At 66.3% G+C, this 16,869-nt stretch carries 13 protein-coding genes and 1 other RNA gene; 9 read left to right on the plus strand and 5 right to left on the minus strand.

What is annotated here, in order from left to right:
- The first annotated feature begins 62 nt into the window (after positions 1-62).
- Together ssrA and VSR82_RS05020 are read left to right on the plus strand one after the other, a co-directional pair.
- Positions 63-432, plus strand: a transfer-messenger RNA (tmRNA) gene (ssrA, locus tag VSR82_RS05015).
- Positions 433-621: 189 nt separating this feature from the next.
- Positions 622-990, plus strand: coding sequence for a COG4315 family predicted lipoprotein (locus tag VSR82_RS05020; protein ID WP_429458361.1), 369 nt, complete (start codon positions 622-624; stop codon positions 988-990).
- 115 nt (positions 991-1,105) lie between these two features.
- Here VSR82_RS05020 and VSR82_RS05025 read toward each other — a convergent pair whose 3' ends face one another.
- Complete coding sequence (locus tag VSR82_RS05025) at positions 1,106-1,372, minus strand: hypothetical protein (RefSeq protein ID WP_368586786.1); 267 nt, start codon at positions 1,370-1,372, stop codon at positions 1,106-1,108.
- A gap of 131 nt (positions 1,373-1,503) precedes the next feature.
- A complete protein-coding gene (locus VSR82_RS05030) occupies positions 1,504-2,583 on the minus strand; it encodes a substrate-binding domain-containing protein (RefSeq protein WP_368586787.1) in 1,080 nt (359 codons plus the stop codon).
- Positions 2,584-2,718: 135 nt separating this feature from the next.
- On the opposite strand from VSR82_RS05030, the gene VSR82_RS05035 reads away from it, so the two are divergent.
- From VSR82_RS05035 to VSR82_RS05050, 4 genes are read left to right on the plus strand one after another with little or no spacing between them, the layout of a single operon-like run.
- Positions 2,719-3,204 carry an NAD(P)H-dependent oxidoreductase subunit E gene (locus VSR82_RS05035; RefSeq protein ID WP_368586788.1) on the plus strand — a complete coding sequence of 162 codons (486 nt, stop codon included), beginning with the start codon at positions 2,719-2,721 and terminating at the stop codon, positions 3,202-3,204.
- Positions 3,201-4,775 carry a formate dehydrogenase beta subunit gene (locus tag VSR82_RS05040; protein ID WP_429458357.1) on the plus strand — a complete coding sequence of 525 codons (1,575 nt, stop codon included), beginning with the start codon at positions 3,201-3,203 and terminating at the stop codon, positions 4,773-4,775. The genes VSR82_RS05035 and VSR82_RS05040 overlap by 4 nt, the downstream gene beginning before the upstream one ends.
- Positions 4,776-4,790: 15 nt before the next feature.
- Positions 4,791-7,769: a formate dehydrogenase subunit alpha gene (fdhF, locus tag VSR82_RS05045; RefSeq protein WP_368586790.1), complete on the plus strand. Its 2,979-nt coding sequence runs from the start codon at positions 4,791-4,793 to the stop codon at positions 7,767-7,769.
- Between the two features lie 8 nt (positions 7,770-7,777).
- Positions 7,778-8,032 (plus strand): formate dehydrogenase subunit delta, encoded by a 255-nt coding sequence (locus tag VSR82_RS05050; RefSeq protein WP_368586791.1) that lies wholly within the window; start codon positions 7,778-7,780, stop codon positions 8,030-8,032.
- 85 nt (positions 8,033-8,117) lie between these two features.
- Here VSR82_RS05050 and VSR82_RS05055 read toward each other — a convergent pair whose 3' ends face one another.
- The gene (locus VSR82_RS05055) at positions 8,118-9,812 is read right to left on the minus strand and encodes an FAD-dependent monooxygenase (protein WP_410849624.1); all 1,695 of its coding nucleotides are present in this window, start codon (positions 9,810-9,812) and stop codon (positions 8,118-8,120) included.
- 189 nt (positions 9,813-10,001) lie between these two features.
- Between VSR82_RS05055 and VSR82_RS05060 the strand changes: the two genes are divergently transcribed.
- Complete coding sequence (locus VSR82_RS05060) at positions 10,002-11,849, plus strand: tetratricopeptide repeat protein (RefSeq protein WP_429458352.1); 1,848 nt, start codon at positions 10,002-10,004, stop codon at positions 11,847-11,849.
- Positions 11,850-11,930: 81 nt separating this feature from the next.
- Here VSR82_RS05060 and VSR82_RS05065 read toward each other — a convergent pair whose 3' ends face one another.
- A complete protein-coding gene (locus tag VSR82_RS05065; protein WP_429458350.1) occupies positions 11,931-13,232 on the minus strand; it encodes an MFS transporter in 1,302 nt (433 codons plus the stop codon).
- Positions 13,233-13,559: 327 nt separating this feature from the next.
- On the opposite strand from VSR82_RS05065, the gene VSR82_RS05070 reads away from it, so the two are divergent.
- A complete protein-coding gene (locus VSR82_RS05070; RefSeq protein ID WP_368586795.1) occupies positions 13,560-14,084 on the plus strand; it encodes a GNAT family N-acetyltransferase in 525 nt (174 codons plus the stop codon).
- Positions 14,085-14,259: 175 nt separating this feature from the next.
- A complete protein-coding gene (locus VSR82_RS05075; RefSeq protein WP_429458348.1) occupies positions 14,260-15,237 on the plus strand; it encodes a hypothetical protein in 978 nt (325 codons plus the stop codon).
- A 77-nt stretch (positions 15,238-15,314) separates the two neighbouring features.
- Here VSR82_RS05075 and VSR82_RS05080 read toward each other — a convergent pair whose 3' ends face one another.
- Positions 15,315-16,766 carry a gamma-glutamyl-gamma-aminobutyrate hydrolase family protein gene (locus VSR82_RS05080; protein ID WP_429458346.1) on the minus strand — a complete coding sequence of 484 codons (1,452 nt, stop codon included), beginning with the start codon at positions 16,764-16,766 and terminating at the stop codon, positions 15,315-15,317.
- Positions 16,767-16,869: the final 103 nt, after the last annotated feature.

Raw genomic sequence — 16,869 nt, forward strand, 5'->3', positions numbered from 1 at the left:
CACGCGTGCCGTCGATCTATTGTAAAATCCCGTTTGGCTCATATATGTGAGCAACGAACCGCGGGGGCGACCTGGTTTCGACAGGGGTTGCGAAGCGGCTAGGGCATGTCGAGGACCCGTCACCTCGTTAATCAATGGGAAAAACGTAACTGCAAACGACGATACGTTCGCACTGGCAGCCTAAGGGCCGCCGTCCTCTGCCTAGTTCACTGACGGGCTAGTGTCGCAAGACCGGTAGCAATACCGACAGAGGTCATATACGTCAGTTAAGCCTTGGCGGCGTCACGACGTTCGGGTCGAAAATCTAGTGAATCGCCGTAGCGCAGCGTGTTCGTCCGCGTCGCTGCGGTTAAATCAAAAGACAGAACTAAACATGTAGAACTGGTCGTAGAGGACTTCTGGACGCGGGTTCGATTCCCGCCGCCTCCACCAAACACAAGGGCACGTTCGCAACGAACGGCCCCGAAAAACCCCGGTAGCTTGACGCTGCCGGGGTTTTTTATTTTAGGCACCGTGCGCGACCCACAACAGGACCCGGCAGATCCACAGCCGCTGCCTATACTCGTAGCGCGAGGCGCGTCGTCGCCCGTCAACCGCGTCGCCAGAACAGGAGCCCGCGTCATGTGCAAGACCATCGCATTGCTTGCCCCGCTCGGACTCGCCGTGCTGCACGCCAGCGCCCTCGCCGACCCGCCAAAACTGTCCGACGGCCGCTTCGTCACTGCCGACGGCATGACGCTCTACACGTTCGACAAGGACACCACCCATGGCGTCAGCGCCTGCACCGGCGGCTGCATGAGCAACTGGCCGGCGGCCACCGCGACGCCGACCGACAAGCCGTCGGGCGACTGGTCACTAATCCCGAGCGCGGACGGCAAGCAGCAATGGGCGTACAAGGGCCATCCGCTGTATCACTACTCGGCTGACAAGCAGGCAGGCGATGTAAAGGGGGACGGTTTCAAGGACATCTGGCACATCGCCAGGCCATAACAATGCGGTCCGCCCGGCAACTGCGCGACCATCGCATCCGCCACAAAGCACAACGCCGGCCCAAGGGCCGGCGCTGTGTCAAACCTCGAAGCTCGAGCGAAGCCCGAGCCGATCCTCATTCGTCCTTCGGGCACTGCAGATTGCAGCCATTTGGATCGCCCATGTCACCGCGCTTGCGCGCTGCCGATCGTTTGCCGTGCTGATACTTGTCCGACGGCGCGGACGCGGCGAACGGCATCTGCGGATGCTCGTTGAGGCGGAATTCATCGTTCAGGATGCCGCCCGGCACGCCAGGCGAGTTTTGCGCGTAAGCGACGGAGACGGTGGCACAGAGCACACCAGCCGCGACAGCGGCGGCACATGCGTGGAAAAGAGCTTTCATGTTGGTTCGGCGCGGCTTGCCGCGGGGTTAGAGCGGATACGAAGCCAAGAGAGTAGCCGAAACCGGCTTGCCGCGCAGCAGCGGGCGCCGAGCGCCATCGCGTTTCTGATTACGGGCTCTTACGCCCACCATTAAGCTAGCGCGCCGCCGAGTCCCTCGTCCAGATCGACGAGCCTGCCGCAGTCGCACGGATCGTAGCCGGCGAGCTGCTCGACACGATGGTGAAACGCGCTGCCGCGCAACAGATTGATCACCGTCGCGAGCGGTGCGCGTGACAGGTGCGCGCGGTCGCATGCGAAGTAATAGTCCTCGTCGACGATCGGAATGAAGTCGAGCCCGAAATGATGCGCGGCGGGCTGCACGCCGAAGCCTATGTCGGCCATGCCGCTCGCGACGAACGCCGCGATCGCGGAGTGCGTCAGCTCGGTCGACGCATAGCCGTTCACGCGGTCCGGGTCCACCCCGATCTGTCGCAACGAAAGATCGAGCAGCATCCGCGTACCCGAGCCCGGTTGGCGGTTGACGAAACGGATGTCGTCGCGCGCCAGATCGCCGAGCCCGCCGATTCCCTTGGGATTGCCCTTGCCGATGAAGAGTCCTTGCTTGCGCCGGGTCAGATGCACGAGCACGTGGCGTTGCGGATCGAGCCAGCGCCGGTAGGTATCGGCGCACACCGCGCGAAACTCGCCGAGCGGCAGGTGAAAGCCCGCCAGATCGCACTCGCCGCGCGCGAGCGCGCTGACCGCGTCGGCGCCGTCGCGGTACTTGATCTCGACCGGCAGATCGTTGGCGACCAGTGCCGTCACGAGCGCGGCCACCGCATAACCGTGCGACGCGTGGATGCGCACGTTATCGGTGGGGGGCGCGAGCCAGCGGTTCAGATCGCTCGCCACTTCGCTCGCGAGCGCCTGCAGATTGCCGTCGAGCCGCTCACCGCAGAGCCGTTGTCCACGCAGCACCGCGTGTCCGAGGTCGGACAAAACCGAGCCGCGCCCACGCTCTTTTGCGATCAGCGGACCGCCAAGCCGCTCCTCGATGCTGCGCAGCAAACCCCACGCGTGCCGGTAGGACAAACCCTTAAGCGCCGCGGCCTGGGCAATGCTGCCAGATTCATCGACAAGCGCGAGTAACGGCACCACGTCGGACAGGCTGGCCTCGCGGCCGTCCGCACCCTTCACGACCAGCTCGACCTGACATTCGATCCTGACCATATATGTTTGACTGTTTCCTATTGCGCGCGCCGGTTGGCCCGCCTATCTTTCGGCTATACCACATCGAATAAGCGAAGCATACGTGCACGTATTATGAATAACAAGTGCATATATCGCTTTGGAGGAGCCCCCACTTTGGACGATTCTCTCGCCACGGCGCCGGATCAGCTCGTGCAACGACACGCGCAACCGGGCCGCACACTGATGACGATCCTGCACGCGATCCAGGACGAACTCGGCTTTGTGCCACCCGCCGCAGTCGGACCGCTCGCCCGCGCGTTGAACCTGTCGCGCGCGGAAGTGCACGGCGTCATCACCTACTACCATCACTTTCGCACCACGCCGGCCGCGCCCGTCACGGTACAGCTGTGCCGCGCCGAAGCATGCCGCAGCATGGGCACCGAGGCGCTCGCCCAGCACATCGAGGCGCACACGGGTTGCCGCTTCGACGCGGGTCACCATGACGGCGCAACGGTAGAGCTCGAATCGGTGTACTGCCTCGGCCAATGCGCGCTGTCGCCGGCGATGATGCTCAACGGCACGCTGCACGCACGCGTTACGCCACAGAAATTCGACGCGCTGCTCGCCGCAGCCAGCAAACGCGTGGAGGTGCCGGCATGACGCGCATCTATGTTCCGCGAGATTCGTCGGCGCTCGCGCTCGGCGCCGATGCGCTGGCCGAAGCCATCGCCAGCGAAGCCGCGCGCCGCGGCATCGCGATCGAACTGATCCGCAACGGTTCACGCGGGTTGCTGTGGCTCGAACCGCTGGTCGAAGTCGCGACGCCCGAAGGCCGCATCGGCTATGCGAATGTCGACGTGGAAGACGTCGCTGCGTTGTTCGACGCGGGCTTCGTCGATGGCGGCGAGCATGCGCGACGCGTCGGCGTGGTCGACGAGATTCCGTATCTGAAGAAGCAGCAGCGGCTGACCTTCGCGCGGATCGGCATCACCGACCCGCTGTCCATCGACGACTACATCGCGCACGGCGGCCTCGAAGGCCTACGCAACGCGCTGCAAACCGACGGCGATGCCGCCTGCGAAGAGTTGATCCAATCCGGCCTGCGCGGCCGCGGCGGCGCGGCCTTCCCCGCAGGCATCAAGTGGCGCACGGTGCGCGGCGCAAAGGCTGCGCAGAAGTACGTGGTCTGCAATGCCGACGAAGGTGACTCGGGCACCTTCTCCGATCGTCTGGTGATGGAAAGCGATCCGTACGGGCTGATCGAAGGCATGATCATCGCGGGTGTCGTGACTGGCGCGACCGTCGGCTATATCTACGTGCGCAGCGAATACCCGCACTCGATCGCGACGCTCGAAGCGGCCATCGCCCGCGCGCGCACAGCCGGCTGGCTCGGCGACAGCGTGCTTTCGAGCGGGCAGCGCTTCGAGCTGTTCGTTGCGAAAGGCGCGGGCTCGTATGTGTGCGGCGAAGAAACCGCGATGCTGGAATCGCTCGAAGGCAAGCGCGGCATCGTCCGCGCGAAGCCACCGGTGCCCGCCCTCGTGGGTCTCTACGGCCAGCCCACCGTGATCAACAACGTGATCACGCTCGCCACGGTGCCGATCATCTTCGCGCGCGGCGCGGCGTTCTATAAGGACTTCGGCATGGGCCGCTCGCGCGGCACACTGCCGTTCCAACTGGCCGGCAACATCAAGCGAGGCGGCCTCGTCGAACTCGCGTTCGGCGTGACATTGCGCCAACTGCTCGACGACTTCGGCGGCGGCACCGCGAGTGGCCGGCCGGCGCGCGCGGTGCAGGTCGGCGGTCCGCTCGGCACCTATTTGCCGGAAAGCCAGTGGGACATCCCGATGGACTACGAAGCGTACGCGGCAGTCGGCGCGGTGATCGGCCACGGCGGTCTCGTCGTGCATGACGACACGTCGAACCTTGCCGAGCTCGCGCAATACGCGATGCACTTCTGCGCGCTCGAATCGTGCGGCAAATGCACACCGTGCCGCATCGGCTCGACGCGCGGCGTCGAGGTGATCGCGCGGATCCGTAACGGCGATACGTCGACGCGTCAGGTGCAATTGCTGCGCGATCTGTGCGATACGATGGTGTCCGGTTCGCTGTGCGCGATGGGCGGCATGACGCCGTTCCCGGTGCTGTCCGCGCTCGATCATTTCCCAGAAGACTTCGGTCTCGCCGCCGATCCCACTGCCGACCACGCCACCAAAGCGGCCGCGGCCTGACACCAGGAGTTCACTATGTCCGATCAGTTCAACTCCCGCTCCCTGAAGGAACTCCCCGAGGGGGGCGGCTGCGGCTCAGGCAACTGCGCGTGCAAGTCGCAAGCCATGGCACGCGCCGCCAACCCATTCGCCGACGACACCGACTACGGCACCCCCGCCCGTCACTCGGACGTCGACGTGACGCTCGAAATCGACGGCCAGGCGGTGACCGTACCCGCCGGCACGTCGGTGATGCGCGCGGCGGCCGAAGCCGGCGTCAACGTGCCGAAGCTGTGCGCGACCGATTCGCTCGAGCCGTTCGGCTCATGCCGTCTGTGTCTGGTCGAAATCGAAGGACGGCGCGGCTATCCGGCCTCGTGCACGACGCCGGTCGAAGCCGGCATGAAGGTGCGCACGCAGACCGACCGTCTGCAGACGCTGCGTCGCAACGTGATGGAACTGTACATCTCCGACCATCCGCTCGATTGCCTGACCTGCCCCGCCAACGGCGACTGCGAACTGCAGGACATGGCGGGCGTGACCGGCCTGCGCGAAGTGCGCTACGGCTTCGACGGCGAGAATCACCTGAAGGACAAGAAGGACGAATCGAATCCGTACTTCACGTACGACCCGTCGAAGTGCATCGTCTGCAATCGCTGCGTGCGCGCGTGCGAGGAAACCCAGGGCACGTTCGCGCTGACGATCACCGGACGCGGCTTCGAATCGCGCGTCGCGGCGAGCGAGAACCAGCCGTTCATGGAATCGGAGTGCGTGTCGTGCGGCGCGTGCGTGGCCGCGTGCCCGACCGCGACCCTTCAGGAAAAGACCGTCGTGATGCTCGGCCAGCCTGAGCACTCGGTCGTCACCACCTGCGCGTATTGCGGCGTCGGCTGCTCGTTCAAGGCCGAGATGAAAGGCAACCAGGTCGTGCGGATGGTGCCGCACAAGAACGGCCAGGCCAACGAAGGCCATGCGTGCGTGAAGGGCCGCTTCGCGTGGGGCTACGCGACGCACAAGGACCGCATCACCAAGCCGATGATCCGCGCGAAGATCACCGACCCGTGGCGCGAAGTCAGCTGGGACGAAGCGATCTCGTACGCGGCATCGGAGTTCCGCCGTATCCAGGCGAAGCATGGGCGCGATTCGATCGGCGGCATCACGTCGTCGCGCTGCACGAACGAAGAAACGTACCTCGTGCAGAAGCTCGTGCGCGCCGCATTCGGCAACAACAACGTCGACACCTGCGCGCGCGTCTGCCATTCGCCGACCGGCTACGGCCTGAAGACGACGATCGGCGAATCGGCCGGCACGCAGACGTTCGCATCGGTCGATAAGGCCGACGTCATCATGGTGATCGGCGCAAATCCGACCGACGGCCACCCGGTGTTCGGCTCGCGGCTGAAGCGCCGCGTGCGCGAGGGCGCAAAGCTGATCGTCGTCGATCCGCGCCGCATCGATATCGTCGATACGCCGCACGTGAAGGCGTCGCACCATCTGCAATTGCGGCCCGGCACCAACGTCGCGATCGTCAACGCGCTCGCGCATGTGATCGTCACCGAAGGCCTGCTCGACGAAGCGTTCATCGCCGAGCGCTGCGAAACGCGCGCGTTCGAGCAGTGGCGCGATTTCGTCGCGCTGCCTGAGAACTCGCCCGAAGCGACCGAAGCGGCAACCGGCGTGCCCGCACAACAAGTACGCGAAGCCGCCCGCATTTACGCGACCGGCGGCAACGCCGCGATCTACTACGGCCTGGGCGTCACCGAACACGCGCAAGGCTCGACGATGGTGATCGGCATCGCGAACCTCGCGATGGCGACCGGCAACATCGGCCGCGAAGGTGTCGGCGTGAATCCGCTGCGCGGCCAGAACAACGTGCAGGGCTCTTGCGACATGGGCTCGTTCCCGCACGAGCTGCCCGGCTATCGGCACATCGGCGATCCGCTCGTGCGCACGCAGTTCGAAAACGCCTGGAACGTCACGCTGCAACCGGAACCGGGCCTGCGCATTCCGAACATGTTCGACGCCGCGCTGCACGGCACCTTCAAGGGCCTGTACTGCCAGGGCGAGGACATCGTGCAGTCGGACCCGAACACGCATCATGTGGCGGCGGCGCTGTCGTCGATGGAATGCATCGTGGTGCAGGACATCTTCCTGAACGAGACCGCCAAGTACGCCCACGTGCTGCTGCCGGGCTCGTCGTTCCTCGAAAAGGACGGCACGTTCACCAACGCCGAGCGCCGCATCTCGCGCGTGCGCAAGGTGATGCCGCCGCTCGGCGGTTACGCGGACTGGGAAGTCACGCAGCTGCTGTCGCGCGCGCTCGGCTACGAGATGGACTACACGCATCCGTCCGAGATCATGGACGAAATCGCACGGCTCACGCCGACCTTCCACGGCGTGTCGTTCCAGAAGATCGACGAAATGGGCAGCATCCAGTGGCCGTGCAACGAGGACGCGCCCGACGGCACGCCGACGATGCACGTCGGTACCTTCGTGCGCGGCAAGGGCAGGTTCGTGATCACGAAGTTCATCGCATCGCCGGAGAAGGTCACGCGCAAGTATCCGCTGCTGCTGACGACCGGGCGCATCCTGACGCAGTACAACGTCGGCGCGCAGACGCGCCGCACCGACAACTCGCTCTGGCATGACGAAGACCGGCTCGAACTGCATCCGGACGATGCGGAGGAACGCGGGATCAAGACCGGCGACTGGGTCGGCATCGAATCGCGCGCGGGGCAGACCGTGTTGCGCGCGAAGGTGACGGAGCGGATGCAGCCGGGCGTCGTCTATACGACGTTCCACTTCCCCGAATCGGGCGCGAACGTGATCACGACCGACAGCTCCGACTGGGCGACCAACTGCCCCGAATACAAAGTGACCGCGGTGCAGGTGATGCCGGTCGAGCAGCCGTCGCAATGGCAGAAGGACTATTCGCGCTTCAGTAGCGAACAGCTCGAACTGCTCAAGCGGCGCGAGCAGGCCGATTCGGCCGCGGCCGTTACCGCGGGCAAGTGAGGCGAGCGATGGACAATCGGAATCTGATCGACATGGCGAACCGGATCGGCGACTTCTTCGAGTCGATGCCCGACCATGAGGAAGCGCTGAGCGGCGTCGCCGAACACATCCGCCGCTTCTGGGAGCCGCGCATGCGGCGCGCGCTGCTCGCAACGCTCGACGAAGCGCCGGACACCTATGACATCGCGCTAACGAACTTCACGCGCGAGGCGATCGTCAGGTATCGCGAGAAGTTGACGCCGGCCCAGGCGTCGGCGGCTTAGGCTCAGGCCATTTCCTCAACCACCCCACCGTGGCGCGGCGGCGCGATCCGCTGCCGCGCCCGCGCCGCGCAACAGGCGACCCTGATCACAGCGTCGCCTGCTCGTGGATCTCTCCCCCCACCGCAAACCACGCCTCGCAGTGCCGTACGAGACCGTGCAGGTCCGAGCCGGTGCGTCCGCGCGCGCTGATATAGCCGTCGGGCCGCACCAGATAAAACGACGGCCGCGTGCGCCCATACGATTCGGACAGCGCCGGGCCGCGGTCGCCGGTCGTATCGGTGACGCGCCAGATCCGCACCGCGTTCGGCAGCAGCCGCTCGACCTCGGCGGCGAGCTTTTCCAGCTCCGGGTCCGGCGGCGCCGCATGCTTCGCAGCCGGATCGAGCGGCGTGCCGTCGACGGGCAGCGGCGGCACCAGCAGAAACAGCGAGAAGAACGCCGGATCGTGCAGATCGAAAATGCAGCCGACGCCCGGCGCGCGCCCGAGCGGACCGTCGACGACATGCACCAGCGCATCCGGCGCGCGCTCGCCCGCGCGCGGGCCGCCGTCGAGCACGCGTTCGAGCGTGAGCGGACTGCGCCGGTACTGGATCGACAGCTCGCTGATCGTCGCGCGCGCGGCATCGCGCAGCGGGCCGAGCGCGGCCAGTACCGGCATCACGCGCTCGCGCAGCAGCTTCAGCGGACCGTGATCGGCCTCGGCCATCTGCGTGATGAACCCGGTCTGGCGCAGCACCTCGCGCTCGATCGGATGCCGTTCCGCGTGGTACGTGTCGAGCAGGCGATCCGGCGCCGCGCCGCCGACCACGCGCGCGAGCTTCCAGCCGAGATTGAGCGCTTCCTGGATGCCGGTGTTCATGCCTTGCGCGGCCGCGGGGCTGTGCACGTGCGCGGCATCGCCGGCGAGGAAGATGCGGCCTACGCGTAGCCGATCGACCATCCGGCTGTTCACGTGGAAATACGCCGACCACGCGAGATCCGACACGTCGACGCGCTCGCGCACGCGCCGCGCGATCAGCGCCTTGCATTGTTCTAGCGACGGCGCTGCGGGTGTGGCCGGCGGCGCGGCGCTGCCGGACGGCTCGACCGCGTGATCGGCGATCAGTCGATGACGGCCGTGGCCCATCGGGAACAGCGCGACGAGACCGTCGCCCGACGCGAAGATATGGAATTCGTCGTCGGGCCAGTCGGTTTCCGCGTGCAGGTCGGCGAGCAGGAAGGTCTGCTCGAAGGTCTTGCCCTCGAAATTCAGCCCGAGGCGATGGCGAATCGAACTATGCGCGCCGTCGGCCGCGATCATATATGACGGGCGCATGCCTTCCGTCCGGCCGTCCGCGCGGCGCAAGGTCGCCTGAATGCTCGCTGAGCCCTGCATGAACGCCATCAGTTCGACGCCGCGCTCGACCTTCACGCCGAGCGTCGCAAGATGCTCGGTCAGAAGCCGCTCGGTCACCGACTGGTCGAGAAACAGCAGATAGGGATAGCGCGTGTGCAGCGCGTCAAAATCGAGCTGCGCAAGCCGCATGCCGTTCGAAAACAGATTCGCGACGCGCGCGCGATGGCCGAGTTCGAGAAACGGCTCGATCAGCCGATGCTGCTCGAGCAGCTCGAGCGTGCGTGCCTGAATGCCGATCGCGCGCGAATAAGGGTTCGGCTGCGGCGCCTTGTCGATCAGACGCACGGGGATGTGAGCACGCGCGAGACTCATCGCTGCGGCAAGTCCGGTGGGACCGGCCCCGACGATCAGCACCGGCGACGCGTCGTAGGCGGCAGCGTCCATGCGGAACTCCGGAGGCAACATTGCGTTCTAGTGTACGCCGCCGCTCTCGCGCACAGCGGTGCGCTGCATCAATCGCGGAGGGGACGCCCCGTCGCTCCAGAGGCGCCCGCGAGCCGCGCAAATCGGGGCCCCTTGCGCAAGTATGGGAAAATGCGGCCCAGTCTGATTGATCCGAATGCCCTCCCCGTCATGCAACCTGTATTTGACCGCGCGTTCGCGGCGCATCGTGACGGCCGCCTCGACGACGCCGAACGCGGCTACCGCGCCACGCTCGACCACGACCCCAGCCATGTCGATGCGCTGCATCTGCTCGGCGTGCTGCGCCACCAGCAGGGCCAGCACGCCGAAGCCGCGGCGCTCGTGAGGCGCGCGGTCGACCTGCGCCCCGAAGACGCGGCGCTGCAGCTGAACCTCGGCAATGCGCTGAAGGCGCTCGGCCAGATCGACGCCGCGATCGAGCAGTTCCGCAACGCGCTGACGCTCGCACCGACGTTCCCGATGGCGCACTACAACCTCGGCAACGCCTACGCGTCGCTGGGCCGTCACGAAGACGCCGCCGATGCGTTCGAACGCTCGCTGCGCCTGCAGCCGGACGACGCGTCGTCGCACAACAATCTCGGCAATGCGCTGCACGCGCTCGGGCGTCACGCGGACGCGATCGCGTCGTTCCGGCGCGCGCTCGAACTGCGCCCCGGTCACGCGGGCGCGCTGAACAACATGGGCATGTCGCTGAACGCGCTCGATCGGCCGGACGAGGCGGTGCCCTGCTTCGAGGCCGCGCTGGCCGCCGAGCCGCGCTTCGTCGCCGCGCACTTCAACCTCGCGAACACGTTCGATGCGACCGGCCGACATGCGCAGGCAGTCGCGTCATTCGAAGCGGCGCTGCGGCTGCAGCCGAACCTGCCGCCCGCGATCTACGGCATGGGCAACGCACTCGCGGCGCTCGGCCGGGCCGAACAGGCGTTGCCGTATCTGGAGCGCGCGGTCGGGCTCGATCCGCAATTCGCGCTCGCGTGGCTCGCGCTCGGCACCGCGCACCAGGCGCTCGGCGCGCACGCTGCCGCGGTGCGCGCGCTCGATCAGGCGTTGCGGCTGCGCCCCGACCTCCCGTCCGCGCATATGAACCGTGCGCTCGCGTGGCTCGCGATGCGCGACTTCGAGCGCGGTCTGCCCGAATACGAATGGCGGCTGCAAACCGTCGCGCAACCGGCGATCCAGACGCTGCCGCGCTGGCACGGCGAGCCGATCGACGAGTACACGCTGCTGATCCATGCCGAACAGGGTTTCGGCGACACGCTGCAGTTCGTGCGCTTCGTGCCGCTCGCCACACAACGCGCCGCGCGCGTCGTGCTCGAAGTGCAGCCGCAGCTGGTGCCGCTGCTCGCGCCCGTCGCGCAGGCATGGCGCGTCTCGCTGATCGCGCAGGGCCAGCCGCGTCCCGCCGCCGATCTGCAAATTCCGCTGCTGAGCCTGCCGCTCGCGCTCGGCACGCGCTACGACACGATCGAAGCACGCACGCCCTATCTGAGCGTGCCGCCGGCCTATCGCCGCAAATGGCGCGGCTCGCTCGGCGGTCAGGCGAAGCGCAAGATCGGGCTCGCCTGGTCTGGGCGCATCCAGCGCAACGAAACCCGCACGATGCCGCTCGCCGCGCTGGAGCCGCTGTTCGCGCTCCACGGCATCGACTGGATCGTGCTGCAGCCCGATCTGTCCGACGACGAACGCGCCGCGCTCGATGCGCATCCGCGCGCGGCCGCGATCCATCGCTTCGACCAACGCATCGGCGACTTTGCGGATACCGCGGCGATCGTCGAGCGGCTCGACGCGGTGGTGTCGATCGACACGTCGATCGCGCACCTCGCCGGCGCGCTGCGCAAGCCGCTGTGGCTGATGCTGCCGTTCGCCGCCGACTGGCGCTGGTTCGACGGCGACACGCGCAGCCCGTGGTATCCGGGCGCGACGCTGGTGCGTCAGCCGCGGCCGGGCGCGTGGGATCAAGTCGTCGAGGCGGTCGCCAAGGAATTGCGGCACGGCTAGCGACGGACCACGCGCCGCCAGCAAAAACAGAAAACCCCGCTTTCGCGGGGTTTTCTGTTCTCAGAACACGAAGCGAACCCGTCAGGCCGCCCGATACTGATTCCGCGACTCCGGCGTGCGATACAGGAACAGCGTCGCGAGCAGACCGCAGATCGCCGCCACGCCTAGAACCAGGCCCGGCGCCGCCTTGTTGTTGGTCACGTGGATCAGCAGCGTGGCGATGGCCGGCGTGAAGCCGCCGATCGTCGTCGCGAGACTGTACGCGAGCGAGAAGCCGGCGGTCCGCACTTCGACCGGCATCACTTCGGTCAGCGCGACGACCATCGCGCCGTTGTAGCAGCCGTACAGGAACGACAGCCACAGCTGCACGACCAACAGACGCGCGAACGACGGTTCGGCGACGAGCCATTGCAGCGCCGGATACGCGGTGAGGATCGTCAGGATCGTGAACGCAAGCAGCACCGGACGGCGGCCGATGCGATCCGACAACGCGCCGGACACCGGCAGCCAGATCAGATTCGAGATACCGACGCAGACGGTGACGACCAGCGCGTCGATGGCCGTCAGCTTCAGCACCTCCTTGCCAAAGGTCGGCGTGTAAGCCGTGATCATGTAAAACGACACGGTCGTCATGACGACCATGCCCATGCCGCCCAGCACTACGGAATAGTTCGCGGCCATCGACTTCAGGATCTCGCCCATGCCCGGACGATGCTTGCGCGCCGCGAACTCCTCGGTCTCCTGCAGCGAGCGGCGGATGATGAACAGGAACGGCACGATCAGACAGCCGATCAGGAACGGCACGCGCCAGCCCCACGCGAACATCTGGTCGGCGGGCAGAATCTTGTTGAGCATCACGCCGATCAGCGCGGCGAATACCACCGCGACCTGCTGGCTGCCCGACTGCCACGAGCAATAAAAGCCCTTGTTGCCCTTCGTCGCGATCTCCGACAGATACACCGACACGCCGCCGAGCTCGGCGCCAGCCGAGAAACCTTGCAGCAGTCGCCCGAACAGCACGAGCACGGGCGCCACGAGCCCGATGGTCGCGTAGCCCGGTATCGTCGCGACCGTCAGCGTGCCGAGCGCCATCAGGCTCAGCGTGAGGATCAGGCCTTTGCGACGGCCGTGATGGTCGATGTAGGCGCCGAGCACGATCGCACCGAGTGGACGCATCAGGAAGCCCGCGCCGAACACGGACAGCGACAGCATCAGCGACGCGAAATCGCTGCCGCTCGGGAAGTAGGTCTTGGCGATCGCGGAAGCGTAATAGCCGTAGACCATGAAGTCGTACATCTCAAGAAAGTTGCCGCTGACGACGCGGAACACTGTCTTGACCTTGGATTCTTCGGTTTTGGAAGCGGCGTGGGTCGCGGTAGACATGACGGTCTCGGAGAGGCCCGCCGCCCAGTCGCACGGATCGACGTGGACGGTGACGAGCGGGCAGTTGGAACGATCCACTGCGATTGGCAAGCGGATCCCACAGGCGGACACGCGGTTATCGATTTGCGAAGCGCGCCCGGGGGCGCCGCATTCTGCTGCCCACGGCGTTCATCCGGGGTGAGGGTAAACGCTGAGCTTGATGCGGGGCCGATGCCACGTAATGTTACTGCTGATAAGATCGACGCGAAACGCATACAGTTTGCTTACGCGCGACTCCGGCGGGCGGCGGTAGACTGTCCGCGCGAGGCCATTCAGTTGACTACTCCGATGCAAACCACCCCTGCTCTTTCCCTGCGCCCCGCCACGCTCGAGGACGCCGCGCTGATCGCGTCGATCCACAGCGCCAGCTGGCAGGCGACCTATCGCGGTCTGTTGCCCGACGCGTTCCTCGATGGCGAAGTCACGCGCGAGCGCGCCGCCTATTGGGAAGCGCGTCTCGGCGCGCCGGGCAGCGAGCGCCGCATCGTGCTGATCGCCGAATTGGCCGGCGAGCCGATCGGCTTCGTGTGTGTCGAGCGACAGCCCGAGTCCGCATGGGGCGTGCTGCTCGACAACCTGCATGCACTGCCCGGTTATCAGGGCATTGGCGTCGGCAAAACGCTGATGCACGCAGCCGTTGACTGGACCCGCGCGCAAGGCGAGGCCCAGCTATATCTGTACGTGCTCGAAGGCAATACGGCGGCGATCGGCTTTTACGAGCGGCACGGCTGGCAGTTGGTCGGCGCAGAGCCCGACCATATGGGCGGCGTCGATATCACCGCGCTGCGCTACGTGTACCGGTTGAAGCCCTGAACATAGAAGTCGAGTGTGCGTGCAGCCTGTGATGTCCCCGTTTTCGGAGTCATCTGAAGGTTGGACAAGGTAGTTTCGAGGCACGATTTTCTGTCGCCGATGGCTTCATCGGTCCCATACAGATTCCGTCACTGCCTCACCGGTCGTCCTTGTCACGAGGCACCGGAAGAAACCGATGACCAGCACGCCGCTCACCTCGATCGAAGGCGCATTCGCCCTTCCCCCTCTCCGTCCGCTCAATCAACTGTCCGAACCGTTCGGCCGCGATTGGGCGTTGCTGCCGGACACTCAGTGCTGGCGAGCCGGATTCGATTCGCTGTATGCCGCGCTGCTGCGCACCGTCTGCATCAGGGATCAGCCGTTGCTGTCGTATGGGCAGAGGGTGTCGATCGACGGCGCGCTGAGCGGCGTGAAACGTCCGGCCGAGGCGCCTGTCGCGGACGCCACGCAGCACGCCGCGGAAGCGGCGCATACGGCGACGGTGGCGCGTCCCGCTATGCAACGGAAGGTGCCTCAGGGTCCAATGCGTATTGCGCTCAAGGCCCGCTCGCCGCGAATCGCGCAGCGGCGCTCAGTGTGGAATCGACGTACGGTCGCGGCGAGTGCCGGGGTAATCGGCTGTGTCGCGGCGCTAGTGTGGTGGATCGTCGATCAGCCTCTGCCGCCGCAGCACATCGCATCTGGCATGCTGAAGTCGGCGCAAGCTTTGATGCCGCGTCGTGATGCGCCGGTGATTGCCGAGGCCGTCACAGCGGCGCCTTTGCTTCCACCATTACCTGTCGACGTGGCCGCCGCCCCCGCGCGCATAGCGGCATTGCCTGAGCGCACCACCACGCGACATGTGCGCACGCCGCGTGATGCGATTCACTCGTCACCTGCGCATCGTGCGCGTCGTGCGCTTCACGCGCAAACGCATCCGCTTTCGGTAAATCGCCGTGCCGCGAATGAGTCATCGCATGAAGCGCGCGTTCGAACCCGGTTCGGCGAGGACGAATACGCTGATGTGACGACCTTCGCGATGATGTCTTCACGCGACGCCGCGACCCTGCCGCGCTCCACCGTGTCGAACAATCGGCCGGCGGACAGCACCGAGTGGATGAATCACATATCGCAGAGACGCGTCACCGAAATCCCGGAACAATTCGCGCAATGATCGCCGCCTGCCATATAGCGTGGCAGTGCGTCAGATGGATGGGATGGCCCCGTCGGGCCAACGCGAACCCGCCCTGCTTAAAACCGCGTCTCCCGCGCGACCCGCAGGAACGTATCGAGCAGCGGCGTGCAATCGAGCAGCTCCGGCCCGCCCGCGCGATGAAACTCCGGATGCCACTGCACGCCCATCACGAACGGCGCGCGCCGATAGCGCACGGCCTCGATGATGCCGTCCGACGCCGACACCGCCTCGATATTCAGATCGCGGCCCAGCGTCTTCACCGCCTGATGGTGGATCGAGTTGACGATCGCGTCGCGGCGGCCGGGGAACATGTTCAGCAGCGTCGAGCCATCGGGAAAATGCACGCCGTGCCGGTGCTGATCGTAGTTCTCGTTGACGTGGGCGTTCGCGGTAGGCACATCGGTCGCGATGTCCTGGTACAGCGTGCCGCCGAACGCGACGTTGATCAGTTGGCAACCGCGGCACACGCCGAGCACCGGCTTGCCCGATTCGACGAACTCGTGCAGCAGTTCGAGCTCGTACATGTCGCGCACGCGGTCACCGGGCCATTCGTGGCTCGTCGCAGTTTCCGCATAGGTCTGCGGCGACACGTCGGCGCCGCCTTGCAGCAGCAGGCCGTCGAGATGCTTCGCGTAGTCGCGCAGACGGATGTTGCTCGGGTGCAGCATGCCCTGATGACCGACGGTCGGGATCATGAACACCAGCACGTCGCGCGACATCACCCAGTGCGCGATCGACTCCTCCAGATACTGCAGCGTCTTGCCGCGCAAGCCCTTCGCGCCCGGTTCCGGGTGGAAGATGCGCGCCGACACGCCGATGCGCAGCGTGCGCTGCGTGATCCGCTGTCCCGCGCGATCGAACAGCTGCCGCGCGCGCGCCGCGATGATACGGCCGAACACACTCCACGCCGAATCGCTCTGCTTCAGATAACGCGGCGGCGACGGCGGAAGCGCATTGGGCGGCGGCGGATTGGTGGCGCTGAAATCGGGTGCCGCGCCGAATCCGGGCGGCGGCGAGCCGGGCGCCCGCGCCGCGGGCGCGGCGGCTTCCTCGGTGGCGATTTCGCCGTCGGTGGCGACGTCCGCGGCGCTGAGGCCGCCACCCACTTGGGGCGCGCCGGCGGCTGGCGTCGGTTTGACGGCTGGCTCGGGTTTCACCGGGGTCGCGCCGCCGGCATGCTTACCGGCGCGCCGCGCTTCGCGCTCGTGCACCGCGGCTTCCTGGCGCGCGGTCGATTCGGCGGCGGCGCTGCGTGCCTCCACCGCGTCGCGCAGCCGCGCCGTGCGCGGATCTTCGCGAGTGACTGACGATGCGCTGATCGGATCGTCGGTCGACGACCGCGCGGTCGCCTCCTCGGCGGCCGGACTCGTATCTTTGGCGGCCGACTGGGTGGCATCTTCATGCGACGGAGGAAGCGAGGGGGCCGGTGCCGCCGGCGTGCCGCTCGGCGCGGGCGAGCTCGGCTGTGGACTGCCGGTCGTGCCGGCGTTTTCGGGTTTGTCGCTCATGACTGTCGGACGGGCGCCTTCCGCGCGAACGAATGAATATGCCCTGATTATCCGTCAGTGCAGCAGGCCCGGCAAACCCGCAAACAATTACTCACATTGTTGC

The sequence above is a fragment of the Burkholderia sp. JPY481 genome (assembly GCF_038900515.1).
Classification (GTDB): domain Bacteria; phylum Pseudomonadota; class Gammaproteobacteria; order Burkholderiales; family Burkholderiaceae; genus Paraburkholderia; species Paraburkholderia youngii.

What these genes read in the sequence shown, in the direction of transcription:
- VSR82_RS05020 (WP_429458361.1), top strand. Translation starts at nt 622, where the DNA reads ATGTGCAAGACCATCGCATTGCTTGCCCCGCTCGGACTCGCCGTGCTG.
- VSR82_RS05025 (WP_368586786.1), bottom strand. Translation starts at nt 1,372, where the DNA reads ATGAAAGCTCTTTTCCACGCATGTGCCGCCGCTGTCGCGGCTGGTGTG.
- VSR82_RS05030 (WP_368586787.1), bottom strand. Translation starts at nt 2,583, where the DNA reads ATGGTCAGGATCGAATGTCAGGTCGAGCTGGTCGTGAAGGGTGCGGAC.
- VSR82_RS05040 (WP_429458357.1), top strand. Translation starts at nt 3,201, where the DNA reads ATGACGCGCATCTATGTTCCGCGAGATTCGTCGGCGCTCGCGCTCGGC.
- fdhF (WP_368586790.1), top strand. Translation starts at nt 4,791, where the DNA reads ATGTCCGATCAGTTCAACTCCCGCTCCCTGAAGGAACTCCCCGAGGGG.
- VSR82_RS05050 (WP_368586791.1), top strand. Translation starts at nt 7,778, where the DNA reads ATGGACAATCGGAATCTGATCGACATGGCGAACCGGATCGGCGACTTC.
- VSR82_RS05055 (WP_410849624.1), bottom strand. Translation starts at nt 9,812, where the DNA reads ATGGACGCTGCCGCCTACGACGCGTCGCCGGTGCTGATCGTCGGGGCC.
- VSR82_RS05060 (WP_429458352.1), top strand. Translation starts at nt 10,002, where the DNA reads ATGCAACCTGTATTTGACCGCGCGTTCGCGGCGCATCGTGACGGCCGC.
- VSR82_RS05065 (WP_429458350.1), bottom strand. Translation starts at nt 13,232, where the DNA reads ATGTCTACCGCGACCCACGCCGCTTCCAAAACCGAAGAATCCAAGGTC.
- VSR82_RS05070 (WP_368586795.1), top strand. Translation starts at nt 13,560, where the DNA reads ATGCAAACCACCCCTGCTCTTTCCCTGCGCCCCGCCACGCTCGAGGAC.
- VSR82_RS05075 (WP_429458348.1), top strand. Translation starts at nt 14,260, where the DNA reads ATGACCAGCACGCCGCTCACCTCGATCGAAGGCGCATTCGCCCTTCCC.
- VSR82_RS05080 (WP_429458346.1), bottom strand. Translation starts at nt 16,766, where the DNA reads ATGAGCGACAAACCCGAAAACGCCGGCACGACCGGCAGTCCACAGCCG.